11 protein-coding genes are annotated in these 12,917 nt (G+C 62.5%); all 11 read right to left on the bottom strand.

What is annotated here, in order from left to right:
* Positions 1-50 precede the first annotated feature (50 nt).
* The 11 genes from SGN16_RS19925 to leuD all read right to left on the bottom strand — a co-directional run bounded on the left by SGN16_RS19925 (position 51) and on the right by leuD (position 12,916).
* Positions 51-719 carry an SPOR domain-containing protein gene (locus SGN16_RS19925; RefSeq protein ID WP_335944489.1) on the bottom strand — a complete coding sequence of 223 codons (669 nt, stop codon included), beginning with the start codon at positions 717-719 and terminating at the stop codon, positions 51-53.
* Positions 703-2,010, bottom strand: a complete 1,308-nt coding sequence (gene folC / locus SGN16_RS19930; RefSeq protein WP_335944490.1) for a bifunctional tetrahydrofolate synthase/dihydrofolate synthase — start codon at positions 2,008-2,010, stop codon at positions 703-705. Before folC ends, SGN16_RS19925 begins: the two co-directional genes overlap by 17 nt.
* A complete protein-coding gene (gene accD, locus SGN16_RS19935) occupies positions 2,007-2,927 on the bottom strand; it encodes an acetyl-CoA carboxylase, carboxyltransferase subunit beta (protein ID WP_210639635.1) in 921 nt (306 codons plus the stop codon). Before accD ends, folC begins: the two co-directional genes overlap by 4 nt.
* 254 nt (positions 2,928-3,181) lie before the next feature.
* Entirely contained in the window at positions 3,182-3,814 is a 633-nt protein-coding gene (locus SGN16_RS19940) for a phosphoribosylanthranilate isomerase (RefSeq protein ID WP_335944491.1), read from the bottom strand.
* A 62-nt stretch (positions 3,815-3,876) separates the two neighbouring features.
* Positions 3,877-4,701: a tRNA pseudouridine(38-40) synthase TruA gene (truA, locus tag SGN16_RS19945; RefSeq protein ID WP_210645350.1), complete on the bottom strand. Its 825-nt coding sequence runs from the start codon at positions 4,699-4,701 to the stop codon at positions 3,877-3,879.
* Positions 4,702-4,987: 286 nt separating this feature from the next.
* Positions 4,988-7,579 (bottom strand): FimV/HubP family polar landmark protein, encoded by a 2,592-nt coding sequence (locus SGN16_RS19950; protein ID WP_335944492.1) that lies wholly within the window; start codon positions 7,577-7,579, stop codon positions 4,988-4,990.
* A 209-nt stretch (positions 7,580-7,788) separates the two neighbouring features.
* Positions 7,789-8,799, bottom strand: a complete 1,011-nt coding sequence (locus SGN16_RS19955) for an aspartate-semialdehyde dehydrogenase (protein WP_335944493.1) — start codon at positions 8,797-8,799, stop codon at positions 7,789-7,791.
* Between the two features lie 249 nt (positions 8,800-9,048).
* The gene (gene asd, locus SGN16_RS19960) at positions 9,049-10,161 is read right to left on the bottom strand and encodes an aspartate-semialdehyde dehydrogenase (protein WP_047229242.1); all 1,113 of its coding nucleotides are present in this window, start codon (positions 10,159-10,161) and stop codon (positions 9,049-9,051) included.
* Positions 10,162-10,215: 54 nt separating this feature from the next.
* Positions 10,216-11,298: a 3-isopropylmalate dehydrogenase gene (leuB, locus tag SGN16_RS19965; RefSeq protein ID WP_060741441.1), complete on the bottom strand. Its 1,083-nt coding sequence runs from the start codon at positions 11,296-11,298 to the stop codon at positions 10,216-10,218.
* Between the two features lie 65 nt (positions 11,299-11,363).
* Entirely contained in the window at positions 11,364-12,128 is a 765-nt protein-coding gene (locus SGN16_RS19970; RefSeq protein ID WP_335944494.1) for a class I SAM-dependent methyltransferase, read from the bottom strand.
* Between the two features lie 143 nt (positions 12,129-12,271).
* Positions 12,272-12,916: a 3-isopropylmalate dehydratase small subunit gene (leuD, locus tag SGN16_RS19975; protein WP_003179749.1), complete on the bottom strand. Its 645-nt coding sequence runs from the start codon at positions 12,914-12,916 to the stop codon at positions 12,272-12,274.
* Position 12,917: the final 1 nt, after the last annotated feature.

A 12,917-nucleotide genomic window follows, 5' to 3' on the forward strand; every position in this document is an offset into this window, starting at 1 on the left:
GAGCCTAGGGCTGTCGGTAAGCTGCACGATTCAAATCAGCTAAATCGCTGTCAGCCACGCTCGGGCTGGAAGCGCACCACAAAACCCTTGAGGTTCTGCTGACGACTCAGCAGGTCACGCAGGCGGTCGGCCTCGGCTCGCTCGATCAGCGGCCCGACAAACACGCGATTCTTGCCATCGGCGGAGCGGATGTAAGCATTGTAGCCCTGGCTGCGCAGGGTTTTCTGCAGGCTTTCGGCGCTTTCACGACTGGTCAGGCTGGCCAGTTGCACCGACCAACTGACCGATAGGCCGTTGGCATCCACACGACTTTGCGTGGTGTCCGGCTTGGTCGTGGCGGCGGTAATCGGCTGGCTTGGGGCCGGCTTGACCGCTGGAGCGGCTGGAACCGGGGCCGGAGCGACAGCCGGCTTGCTCGGTGCGGCAGGCACTGGCGTTGCGGGTGCAGGCGCAATCGGCATCGAAGGCGCCGGTTGCTCAGCCAGTTCCTCGTCGCTCGGAACCGGCTCTTGGGGCAGCGTCTGCGGCTCGGGCACCGCCACGGGCTCGACCTGCACAGGCGGCACGGACGGTGCCTGGGGCGCGGCCGGCGCATCGACCGTTACCTGGCGCTGCTCATCCTGACGGGAAAACAGCATCGGCAGGAAAATCACGGCCAGGGCCACCAATACCAGGGCCCCCACCATGCGCTGCTTGTACGCCTTATCCAGCAATGCCATCTGCAGCTTCCTCCGTGGAGCGCCGGGCCAGCCATTGAAGGGCCTCGGCAACACAAAAAAATGATCCGAACAGCAGAATCTCGTCGTCGGCCGTTGCCTCGGCACACTGCCCTTCCAACGCGGCAGCCACGCTGGTGTAGGCTTGCACCGAAGCACCACGACGCTGCAAGGCTGCCTGCAATTCAGCCGCCGGGCGCGAACGCGGCGAATCCAGCGGCGTCACCGCCCAGTGCTGGACACTAGCACCCAACGCGTCGACAACGCCATCCAGATCCTTGTCCGACAGTAATCCGAATACCGCCAGACGCCGCCCCGCCACCGGCCGTCGCGCCAGGCGCTCGGCCAGGTACTGCGCCGCGTGGGGATTATGGCCGACATCCAGCAACAGGTTCAGACGCTTACCCTGCCAGTCGAACTGGCGACGATCAAGACGCCCGACCACGCGGGTCGCTTGCAACGCCGCGGTGATTTGCCCGACATCCCACGGCAAACCCAGCAGCAGGTAAGCCTGGAGTGCCAGCGCGGCGTTTTCCATCGGCAGGTCCAGCAGCGGCAGATCGTGCAACTCCACCGGGTTGCCCTGGGCATCACTGCCCCGCCACTGCCAATGCTGCTCGGTCATTGCCAGGTCGAAATCTCGCCCGCGCAGGAAGAACGGGCAGCTCAACTCGCGGACCTTATCCAACAACGGCTGGGGAGGATTGAGGTCGCCACAGAGCGCAGGCGCGCCCTGGCGAAAGATGCCGGCCTTCTCGAAAGCCACGGATTCGCGGGTATCGCCCAGGTAATCGGCGTGGTCCACACCGATACTGGTGACCAATGCGATGTCCGCGTCCACCAGGTTGACCGTGTCCAGCCGTCCGCCAAGCCCCACTTCCAGCACAACGGCATCCAGGCCGGAACGGGCGAACAGCCAAAACGCCGCCAGGGTACCCATCTCGAAATAAGTGAGGGACGTCTCGCCCCGCCCGGCTTCCACCGCGGCAAAGGCTTCGCACAGCTGGGCATCAGTGGCTTCGACGCCATTGACTTGCACCCGCTCGTTGTAGCGCAGCAGGTGCGGCGAGCTGTAGACACCGACACTCAGCCCCTGGGCCCGCAACAGCGAGGCCACGAAGGCACAGGTCGAACCCTTGCCGTTGGTGCCAGTGACGGTGACGACCCGAGGCGCCGGCTTGGCCAGTCCCATGCGGGACGCTACCGCTTGCGAGCGCTCCAGCCCCATGTCGATGGCCGATGGATGCAACTGCTCGAGGTAGGCAAGCCAGTCGCCCAGGGTACGTTGGGTCATAGGCCTGCAGGCACCGGCGGAACCACGACCGGCTCGATCGGTGCGGCGACGAATTTCGGCGTCGGCAGCCCCATCAGTTGAGCCAGCAGGTTGCCCAGGCGCGGACGCAGCTCCTGGCGATGGATGATCATGTCGATGGCACCGTGTTCCAGCAGGAACTCACTGCGCTGGAAGCCTTCCGGCAGTTTTTCGCGCACGGTCTGCTCGATCACGCGCGGGCCGGCGAAGCCGATCAGGGCTTTCGGCTCGCCGACGATCACGTCGCCGAGCATCGCCAGGCTGGCGGAAACGCCACCGTAGACCGGGTCGGTCAGCACCGAGATGAACGGAATACCTTCTTCACGCAGACGCGCCAGCACCGCAGAGGTCTTGGCCATTTGCATCAGGGAGATCAGCGCCTCCTGCATCCGCGCACCACCGGAAGCGGCGAAGCAGATCATTGGGCAACGGTTTTCCAAAGCATGGTTGGCGGCACGAACGAAGCGTTCACCGACAATGGCGCCCATGGAACCGCCCATGAAGGAGAACTCGAAGGCCGAAACCACCACTGGCATACCCAACAGGCTGCCGCTCATGGATACCAAGGCGTCCTTTTCACCGGTCTGCTTCTGGGCAGCGGTCAGGCGGTCCTTGTATTTCTTGCCGTCGCGAAATTTCAGACGGTCCACTGGCTCCAGGTCGGCACCCAGTTCAACACGGCCTTCGGCATCGAGGAAAATATCGATACGGGCACGCGCACTGATGCGCATGTGGTGGTTGCACTTGGGGCAAACGTCCAGGGTCTTTTCCAGCTCGGGGCGGTACAGCACCGCTTCGCAGGATGGACATTTGTGCCACAGACCTTCAGGCACCGAGCTTTTCTTCACCTCGGAACGCATGATCGAAGGGATCAGTTTGTCTACCAACCAGTTGCTCATGCTTTCTTTCTCCAGTACCGGCGGCCCGAACGCTTTGGTTCGCGGCCCCGCGTATGCCCTTGAGCTAAATTCATTGTGCGGCGAGTCGAGGGGCCGCCACGGTCAGTGCAAAACTGACCTGCGTGCAACCCAACCTTTCTCAACCATCCCGGCAGCCGCTGCACCGCGGCTACCACTTCGCTATCGGCCCACCCGGAGGCGGCGCCTGCCTGCTTTGTACAGTGCTGGTATGGACGGCGGCAGTCTGCCAGCCGTCACATTGACGACTGGCTACTGTGCACAGCAGCCATGAACGCACGAATCTTGGCCGGATCCTTGATGCCCTTGCCCTGCTCCACTCCACCGCTCACGTCCACCGCGTAAGGGCGAACCTGGCGAATGGCTTCGGCCACGTTGTCCGCTGTCAGGCCACCGGCAAGGATAATCGGTTTATCCAAGCCTTGGGGTACCAGCGACCAATCGAACGCTTCACCGGTCCCTCCGGGAACGCCTTCGACATAGGTGTCCAGCAAAATACCGCTGGCACTGGCGAAAGCTGCGCAGCTGGCGGCAATGTCATCCCCAGCCTTGACCCGCAACGCCTTGATGTACGGACGATGCCAGCCCTCGCAATCGGCTGGCGCCTCATCACCGTGAAACTGCAACAGGGCCAGCGGCACGGCATCGAGTATTTCGCCCAGCTCGCAACGGCTGGCATTGACGAACAGGCCAACAGGCGTAACGAACGGCGGCAAGGCCTGGATGATTGCCCTAGCCTGCTGCACCGTGACCGCCCGAGGACTCTTGGCATAAAACACCAGCCCAATGGCATCGGCCCCGGCCTCGACCGCCGCCAACGCGTCCTCGACGCGGGTGATCCCGCAAATCTTGCTGCGAACGGCCGACATGTCGTTAAAACCTCAGGCAAATCCGTGAAAGTCCCGGATGGTAGCAAATGCTGCGCAGAGCGTCAGCCGTCGAGTTCCGAGAAGCCAGTGAGGAAATGCGGCCCGATGTAACGCTGCGGCAGCTCGAATTCGTCGTGGTACTGGACCTGCACCAGGTACAAGCCAAACGGATGCGCCGTCACACCACCGGAACGGCGGATGCGACTTTCGAGTACTTCCTTGATCCATTCCACTGGCCGCTCACCGGCGCCAATGGTCATCAGTACCCCGGCGATGTTGCGCACCATGTGGTGCAGGAACGCACTGGCACGGATGTCGAGCACGATCATCTTGCCGTGACGGGTCACGCGCAGGTGGTGTAATTCCTTGATCGGCGACTTGGCCTGACACTGGCCGGCGCGAAAGGCGCTGAAATCATGCACACCGACCAGGTATTGCGCGGCCTCGGCCATGCGTTCGACATCCAGCGGGCGATGGTTCCAGGTGATCTCTTCGTTCAGGTGCGCCGGGCGGATCTGATCGTTGTAGATCACATAGCGATAGCGCCGGGCGATGGCCTTGAAGCGCGCATGAAAATGCGCCGGCATCGCCTTGGCCCAGCTGACGCTGACATCGTGGGGCAGGTTGATATTGGCGCCCATCACCCAAGCCTTCATCGAACGCTCGACCTGAGTGTCGAAATGCACCACTTGGCCGCACGCATGCACGCCAGCATCAGTACGGCCGGCGCAATGCAGTGACACGGGCGAATCGGCGACTTTGGACAGCGCGTTTTCAAGGGTTTCCTGCACCGTCAGTACACCGCTAGCCTGACGCTGCCAGCCGCGATAGCGCGAGCCTTTGTATTCAACGCCCAGGGCGATCCGGAAAAAGCCGTCGGCCGCCATTTCGGCGGCCGGGTTGTCTATGTTTGCCAAGGAATTACAGCCTGCTGAGGTACGCAAAGGCGGGCATTATAAGGCCGGTTGGGTGGGATGCCAGTGCAACAGTCGATCCTGTGCTGGATGGACTGACGCCATCGCGAGCAAGCCCACAAAGAGTTCTGTTGGATTCAGATTTTGCGCTACACACAAACCCGTGCTCTCGATGGGGCCAGTCCACACGCCATTACCTCCCCTGCCCCAAACAAAAACGGCAGCCTCACCGGCTGCCGTTCTTGTGAGCCCGCCCCTCTCAGACCAGGCGCGCCAGCATTTCCTGCGCTTCGCTCTTCTGGGTGGTATTGCCTTCGCTGAGGACTTCACCAAGGATGTCCCGGGCGCCGTCGTTGTCACCCATGTCGATGTAGGCCTGGGCCAGATCGAGTTTGGTCGCCACTTCGTCGGTGCCGCTGAGGAAGTCGAAGTCCGGTTCGTCTTCAGCGCCGACCAGGGCATCTTCAGCGGTGAAGGTCGGCACGCTCAGGTCATCAGACAGGCGATCCAGCTCGGCGTTGACATCATCCAGCTCCGACTCGAAAGCATCTTTTGGCTTGTCCTGAGCGTCCATTTCGTCGGCCAGGGACAGATCGAAGTCCGCCGGCAGTTCGAGGTCGTCGGCCGGGGTGTCAGCCAAGGCCGGCGTATCGGCCGCCGGCAAGTCCAAGCCCTTGAAGTCGTCGTCCAGGTCGAGCAGGAAGTCTTCGTCATCGAGAGCCGGGATCGGTGTCGGAGCATCGGCGCCCAGGTCCAGGTCAAACTCCGACAGATCGTCCAGGCTTTCGCTGGCTTCGGTCTGCTGCTTGAGCACCGACTCGAAACTCAGGTCATCGTCCTCCGGGAACGCATCCAGTTCGGCGACGGGCTCCGGTGCCGGCGCGGCCGGTGTGGCCTCCATATCATCCAGGCTCAGATCGAAGGCGCTGTCCAGCTCCTCATCGGTCGGCGACTTGTCTTCGAGCAGGTCCTTGACGTACTGCGCGTCCAGTTCGGCAGCCACCGCCGCCGCGGCCAGGCCAGCGGTGGTGGCGACCACCATGGCTGGGAAACGGCTCTTGAGCTGTTCGACCTGGGCGTAGTTTTCACCATTGGCCACCAGTTGGCGTTCCTGGGCGACGAAGGCGTCGCGGTCGCCCTGCTGACCGTAGACTTCCATCAATTTAAGACGCAAGTCGCTGCGCTGAGGCTCAGCCTTGATGCCCTGCTCAAGCAGGTCGGCTGCCTGGTTCAGGCGACCACGGTCGATATGGGACTGAGCCTGGGGCAGCACATCGTCGGAACGTTCGGCGGCCGGAGCCACCAGCGGCGCGGCGATGGGCGGCGTGACGATCACAGGCGCAACCAACGGAGCCGGCTTGGGTGCTGGCGCTGGCGCAGGTTTAGGCTCGAGTTTTACGCTTGGCGGTGGGACATCAATGCCCTCGAAGCTGCTCGGGGGCAGATCGAGCTCCGGGGAGAAGTCGGCCTCCTCCTCGAGGGCGCGGGCCATGCGCAAGTGTTTCTCGGCTTCCTGCTGGGCCTTGCGGCGACGGGCGAGCAACAACAGCAACAACAGCAGAACCAACGCGCCGCCGCCAATCAACCCCAGCAAGATCGGGTTGGTCAGCAGGTCGTTGTACTTTTGCTCATTGGAAGCAGCCGGCACTGGCTCGACCGGTGCGGCAGGTGGCGTCGCCTCAGGCGTCGCTTCAGGCGCAGGTGCTGCCGTCGGGGCCTGTGTCGCTGGCGCGGGGGTCAACTGCGCCGACATCGCCGGGGTCGACTCACCGGCAGGTGAAACTGCGGCACCTTCAGCCTGCATCTTGGCCAATTGATTGTTCTTCAGCTCGATCAGGCGCTGCAGCTTGTCCAGCTGGCTTTGCAGATCGGCCATGCGGCTTTTCAGCTCTTCATTGTCGCGCCGAGCCGAATCGAGGCTCTCCTGGGTGACCGCGAGCTTGTTGCTCAGCGCCTGGGCATCGCCGGCAGCGCCTTTACCCTTGCCCTTGCCAGCGGCCTTGGACTCGGCCGACACCAGGCTCAAATTATCGCGACCGGCAGCTTGTGCCGGTGCGCCTTCACCACGGCCACGCTTGGTGGCGTCCAACTGCTGTTGGCCATTACGCGCCACGCCCGGACGCCCCTGGCGCCAGGCGGCATTCTGCGCAGCCACTTCGGCGATGGCCTGGGGTTGCGGCAACGCGGTGCTTTGCACCGGATCCGGCAGGCGCAGCACCTGGCCGGTCTTGAGCAGGTTGATGTTGCCATTGATGAAGGCTTTCGGGTTTAGCGCCTGGATCGCCAGCATGGTTTGCTGGACCGACCCGCCATTGCGCACCTTGGCGGCGATTTCCCACAGGGTATCGCGCGGCGTGGTGGTGTATTGGGCAGGCTTGGTAGCCCCGGTGACCGGCGTGGACACCACCTGGGGCGGCTTCGCCCGCGCAGCGTCGGCGGCCTGCGGCGAGAACTTGGACGGATCGAGCAACACACTGTAGTCGCGTAGCAGACGACCGTTGGGCCACATCACCTGCACCAGGAACTTGACCATCGGCTCGGACAACGGCTGGCTGGACGTCACCCGCAGGACGCTTTTGCCGCTGGCATTGATCACCGGGGTAAAGGTCAGGTCATTGAGGAAGGCCTGGCGGTCGATACCGGCCTTGGCGAAGTCATCGGGCGAGGCCAGGCTCGGCACGACTTCGGCAGCCGTCAGTTGCTGGACATCGAGCAGCTCGATCTCGGCGACCAGAGGCTGGTTCGGCGGCGACTTCAGGGTCAATTCCCCGAGCCCGAGCGCTTGCGCCATACCGGAGGACAGCGCCGAGGCGGCCGCTATTGCTAACACCAGTTTGCGAACTTGAACCATAGCCTCTTCCTTTGTTTGAACATTCCTCGGCCAGCGAGAAGGTGTTGATGCCGCTGCCGTAAGGCATTGCGCGCAGCCCCGAAGCGACGGTGCGCGCGATCGTTTCACTCATGCCCCGGGTAAGCCCCCGGAGGGATGTTCGCCTTCAACGCTCTGGCCAAGCATAGCGCCCAGCTAGAATCATTCGACAAATTGTTGCCAAGTATCTTTTACAGCAGGTCTTTTATCAACAACTCAGCCACCTGCACCGCATTGAGCGCCGCGCCCTTGCGCACGTTATCTGACGTCAGCCACATATTTAGTTCCGCCGGATCGTCGATACCGCCGCGCACACGACCGACGTAGACCACATCCTGGCCCACCGCATCACCCACCGGAGTCGGGTAATCGCCCGCCTCCACCAGCTCGATTCCGGGCGCCGCTTCCAGGGCCGCGTTGATCTTCGCCAGGTCGATGGCGCTGGCAGACTGCACAGTCACGCTAAAGCTATCGCCGAAAAACACCGGGGCTTGAATGCAAGTGACGGAAATCTTTAATAAAGGTTGATCCAGCACCTGGCGCAATTCGCGAACCAGGCGCTTTTCCAGTGGTGTATGGCCCTGCTCATCCGGGGTGCCAACCTGGGCCAGCAGGTTGAACGCCATCTGCCGGTCAAAGAACTTCGGCTCCAACGGACGGGCATTGAGCAGCTCGGCGGTCTGACGCGCCAGCTCGCTTACGGCGACGCGTCCCTGGGCTGATACGGCGAGGCTGGCGGTCACGCTGATGCGTTGTAGATCCAGGTATTCGCGCAGCGGTGCCAGCGCCACCGCCAATACGGTGGCTGAAGCGCTGGGGCTGCTGACCTGCAATGGCTTGTTTAAACCAGACAGCACCTGAGGATTGGCTTCCGGCACGATCTGCGGTGCCTGCTCCGGCGGCAAGGCACCGGACAGGTCGATCAGCGCACAGCCGGCCGCCGTGGCACGCGAGGCGAAACTCAGGGTCACCGCCGGTCCGGCGGCAAAAAACACCAGCTGGACCTTGCTGAAGTCGAACTCATCCACCTCTCGCACCCGCACGTTTTTGCCGCGAAACATCACCGAGCTGCCTGCCGATTCGCTGCTGGCCAGCAGGTGCAGGTTGCCAACCGGGAAGTCCCGCTCTTCGAGGATCTGGACGAGGGTTTCGCCGACAGTACCGGTGGCGCCGATCACGGCTATATCAAAGGACTGGCTCATGGGTCTACCTCAGGTAAAACGTGGGGAGCGGCACTTTACCGGGTGGTAGGAATGCAGGCAATTGGCAGGAAATGTGTAGTGGCTTTACGGGCCCCATCGCGAGCAAGCTCGCCCCCACATTGGATTTGCGGCGTTCACACAAACCTGTGGGAGCGAGCTTGCTCGCGATGAGGCCAGCCCTGACACACAACTGCCAATAAAAAACCCGCACCTCTCACAAGGCACGGGTTCTTTCACTGCGACATCCGATCAACGCTCGAGCAGGATCCGCAGCATGCGACGCAGTGGTTCGGCCGCGCCCCACAGCAGTTGGTCGCCGACGGTGAAGGCACCGACGAATTGCGAGCCCATGTTCAGTTTGCGCAAACGGCCAACCGGAACATTCAGGGTGCCGGTGACCTTGGTCGGGCTCAGCTCCTGCATGCTGATTTCGCGGTTGTTCGGCACCAGCTTGACCCAAGGGTTGTGCTGGCTGATCAGCCCTTCGATGTCGGCGATCGGCACGTCTTTGTTCAACTTGATGGTCAGCGCCTGGCTGTGGCAGCGCATGGCGCCGATGCGCACGCAGATGCCGTCCACCGGGATCGGGCTCTTGAAGCGACCGAGGATCTTGTTGGTTTCGGCCTGGGCCTTCCACTCTTCACGGCTCTGGCCGTTAGGCAGTTCCTTGTCGATCCACGGGATCAGGCTGCCGGCCAGCGGCACGCCGAAGTTCTCGGTCGGGTAGGCATCGCTGCGCATCGCCTCGGCGACCTTGCGGTCGATGTCGAGGATGGCGCTGGCCGGGTTGGCCAGGTCATCGGCGACAGCGGCGTGGGTCGCGCCCATCTGCTTGATCAGTTCACGCATGTTCTGCGCACCGGCGCCAGACGCCGCCTGATAAGTCATGGCGCTCATCCACTCCACCAGCCCAGCTTCGAACAGGCCACCCAGGCCCATCAGCATCAGGCTGACGGTGCAGTTGCCACCGATGTAGTTCTTGGTCCCGGCATCCAACTGCTGGTCGATGACCTTGCGGTTCACCGGGTCGAGGATGATCACCGCATCGTCCTGCATGCGCAGGCTGGAAGCGGCGTCGATCCAGTAACCCTGCCAGCCGGCTTCACGCAGCTTGGGGAAGACTTCGCTGGTGTAGTCGCCACCCTGGCAGGTCAGGATCACGTCGAGAGTCTTGAGCTCGTCGATGCTGTAGGCATCCTTGAGCGCACCGGTGTCCTTGCCCACGGACGGGCCTTGGCCACCGACGTTGGAAGTGGTGAAAAACACCGGCTCAATGAGATCGAAATCCTGCTCTTCCAGCATTCGCTGCATGAGCACGGAACCGACCATGCCGCGCCAACCGATCAGACCTACACGTTTCATCGCAACTACACCTATACAAAAGTGGGCCACCGTCGGAGCGGTGGACCCGAAAGATTACAGATTCCGCAGCGCGGCGACTACTGCATCGCCCATTTGCTGCGTACCGACTTTGGTACAACCTTGCGACCAGATATCACCGGTGCGCAAGCCTTGGTCCAAGACCACGCTGACGGCTTTTTCGATCGCGTCGGCGGCATCGTTCAAGTTGAAGCTGTAACGCAGCATCATCGACACCGACAGGATGGTCGCCAATGGGTTGGCAATGCCCTGCCCGGCGATGTCCGGCGCCGAACCGTGACATGGCTCGTACATACCCTTGTTGTTGGCGTCCAGGGAAGCCGACGGCAGCATGCCAATGGAACCGGTGAGCATCGATGCCTCGTCGGACAGGATGTCGCCGAACATGTTGTCGGTGACGATCACGTCGAACTGCTTCGGTGCGCGCACCAGTTGCATGGCGGCGTTATCGACGTACATGTGGCTCAGTTCGATGTCCGGGTAATCCTTGGCCACCTGCTCGACCACTTCGCGCCACAGTTGGCTGGATGCCAGGACGTTGGCCTTGTCCACCGAGCACAGCTTCTTGCCCCGCACGCGGGCCATGTCGAAGCCGACCCGAGCGATACGGCGGATTTCGCTCTCGCTGTACGGCAGGGTGTCGTAGGCCTGACGCTCGCCATTGTCCAGCTCACGGGTACCGCGCGGGGCGCCGAAATAGATACCACCGGTCAGCTCGCGGACGATGAGGATGTCCAGGCCCGAGACGATTTCCGGCTTCAGGCTCGAGGCATCGGCCAGTTGCGGGTAGAGGATCGCTGGCCGCAGGTTGCCGAACAGCCCCAGTTGCGCGCGGATCTTCAGCAGGCCGCGCTCAGGGCGGATATCGCGCTCGATCTTGTCCCATTTCGGGCCGCCGACGGCGCCCAGCAGTACGGCATCGGCTGCGCGGGCGCGGTCCAGGGTTTCATCGGCCAGGGGCACGCCGTGCTTGTCGATGGCCGCGCCACCGATCACGTCGTGGCTGAGCTCGAAGCCCAGGCCGTACTTGTCGTTCGCCAGCTCCAGGACCTTGACCGCTTCGGCCATGATTTCCGGGCCAATACCATCGCCAGGGAGAATCAGAATCTGCTTGCTCATGCTTTCCTCGTTTGCTCTATCGGCGCGCCCCAGGCTTTGTAACCTTGGACGGGCCGGGAAAAATGCTATCGCTCGGCCCACAGCACCAGTACATCTGTACTGAACGAACCATCGGCCTCAATCTCAAAATATTCACGCACTTCAGCGCCCATCGAACGCTGCAGCTCGAGAATCGCCGCACGCATTACCTCGGGGGTGCGCATGCGCTCGACCCAGGAGCGGTATTCCAGGCGCAGGCGTTGGCGTGCGGTGCTGCGGGTGTGCAACCCCGCTTCGCTGACCTGGCGCAGCCATTCACCGGCCGAATAATCGCGCACATGGCTGGTGTCGCGCAGCACTTCGACACTTTGCAGGTACGTGTCCAGCAATGGCATGCCGGGCGACAGGACATCGATGAACGCCACCACGCCGCCCGGCTTGAGCACCCGGCGCACTTCCCGCAACGCCAGGCCCAGGTCGCTCCAATGATGCGCCGAGTAGCGGCTGAACACGAAGTCGAACTCAGCATCGGCGAACGGCAGGCGCTCGGCGGCACCGCGTACAGTGGTGATGTTACCCATGCCTCGATCCACTGCCGCGGCGGCGACGACGTCGAGCATTTGCTGGGACAAATCGTAGGCCACCACTTCGGCGGCCAGTGGCGCGACGTGGAAACTCACATGACCAGCGCCGCAGCCCAGGTCCAGCACCCGGGAATCGCTACGGCCCGCCAGCTCAGCCTGTAGCAGCGCGAACTCGGCGCCCTGGGCGTGCACGGCACTGCTCAGGTAGGCCGAGGCCTGTTCACCGAATTGCTTTTGTACAACCTGACTGTGGGCGGTGCTGGTCATGGGATGTCCTTGTGGTTTTGTCTTGCCTGGGCGGGCCCCATCGCGAGCAAGCTCGCTCCCACAGGGGCTTTGTGAACGCCGCAAATCCAATGTGGGAGCGAGCTTGCTCGCGATGAGGCCGGTACTGCCTACATCACAATCCATCAAGCATCGCGAAACAACCAAGGCTGGCTCGCCCGATGCTTGGCCTCGAACGCGGCAATCGCCTCGCCGTCCTGCAAGGTCAAGCCAATGTCGTCCAGGCCGTTGAGCAGGCAATGCTTGCGGAACGCGTCGATCTCGAAACTCAATACCTTGCCGTCAGGACGGGTCACGGTCTGGGCCGCCAGGTCGATCTGCAATTGGTAGCCCGGGTTAGCCTCGACCTGCTGGAACAGCTCATCCACCTCAGCGTCGCTCAGAATGATCGGCAGCAAACCGTTCTTGAAGCTGTTGTTGAAGAAGATGTCGGCGTAGCTCGGCGCGATGATGCTGCGAAAACCGTACTCTTCCAATGCCCATGGCGCGTGTTCACGGCTCGAACCGCAGCCGAAGTTCTCACGGGCCAGCAACACGCTGGCGCCTTGGTAACGCTCGGCGTTGAGTACGAAATCCTTGTTCAACGGCCGCTTGGAGTTGTCCTGGTACGGCTGGCCGACATCCAGGTAGCGCCACTCGTCGAACAGGTTCGGGCCGAAGCCGGTGCGCTTGATGGACTTCAAGAACTGCTTGGGAATGATCTGGTCGGTGTCGACGTTGGCACGATCCAAAGGCGCGACAAGACCGGTGTGCTGGGTAAAAGCTTTCATG

Origin of the sequence: Pseudomonas sp. G166, assembly GCF_037027455.2 — a bacterium.
Lineage (GTDB): Bacteria > Pseudomonadota > Gammaproteobacteria > Pseudomonadales > Pseudomonadaceae > Aquipseudomonas.

What these genes read in the sequence shown, in the direction of transcription:
- folC (WP_335944490.1), bottom strand. Translation starts at nt 2,010, where the DNA reads ATGACCCAACGTACCCTGGGCGACTGGCTTGCCTACCTCGAGCAGTTG.
- SGN16_RS19925 (WP_335944489.1), bottom strand. Translation starts at nt 719, where the DNA reads ATGGCATTGCTGGATAAGGCGTACAAGCAGCGCATGGTGGGGGCCCTG.
- SGN16_RS19940 (WP_335944491.1), bottom strand. Translation starts at nt 3,814, where the DNA reads ATGTCGGCCGTTCGCAGCAAGATTTGCGGGATCACCCGCGTCGAGGAC.
- SGN16_RS19970 (WP_335944494.1), bottom strand. Translation starts at nt 12,128, where the DNA reads ATGACCAGCACCGCCCACAGTCAGGTTGTACAAAAGCAATTCGGTGAA.
- asd (WP_047229242.1), bottom strand. Translation starts at nt 10,161, where the DNA reads ATGAAACGTGTAGGTCTGATCGGTTGGCGCGGCATGGTCGGTTCCGTG.
- leuD (WP_003179749.1), bottom strand. Translation starts at nt 12,916, where the DNA reads ATGAAAGCTTTTACCCAGCACACCGGTCTTGTCGCGCCTTTGGATCGT.
- SGN16_RS19950 (WP_335944492.1), bottom strand. Translation starts at nt 7,579, where the DNA reads ATGGTTCAAGTTCGCAAACTGGTGTTAGCAATAGCGGCCGCCTCGGCG.
- SGN16_RS19955 (WP_335944493.1), bottom strand. Translation starts at nt 8,799, where the DNA reads ATGAGCCAGTCCTTTGATATAGCCGTGATCGGCGCCACCGGTACTGTC.
- truA (WP_210645350.1), bottom strand. Translation starts at nt 4,701, where the DNA reads ATGGCGGCCGACGGCTTTTTCCGGATCGCCCTGGGCGTTGAATACAAA.
- accD (WP_210639635.1), bottom strand. Translation starts at nt 2,927, where the DNA reads ATGAGCAACTGGTTGGTAGACAAACTGATCCCTTCGATCATGCGTTCC.
- leuB (WP_060741441.1), bottom strand. Translation starts at nt 11,298, where the DNA reads ATGAGCAAGCAGATTCTGATTCTCCCTGGCGATGGTATTGGCCCGGAA.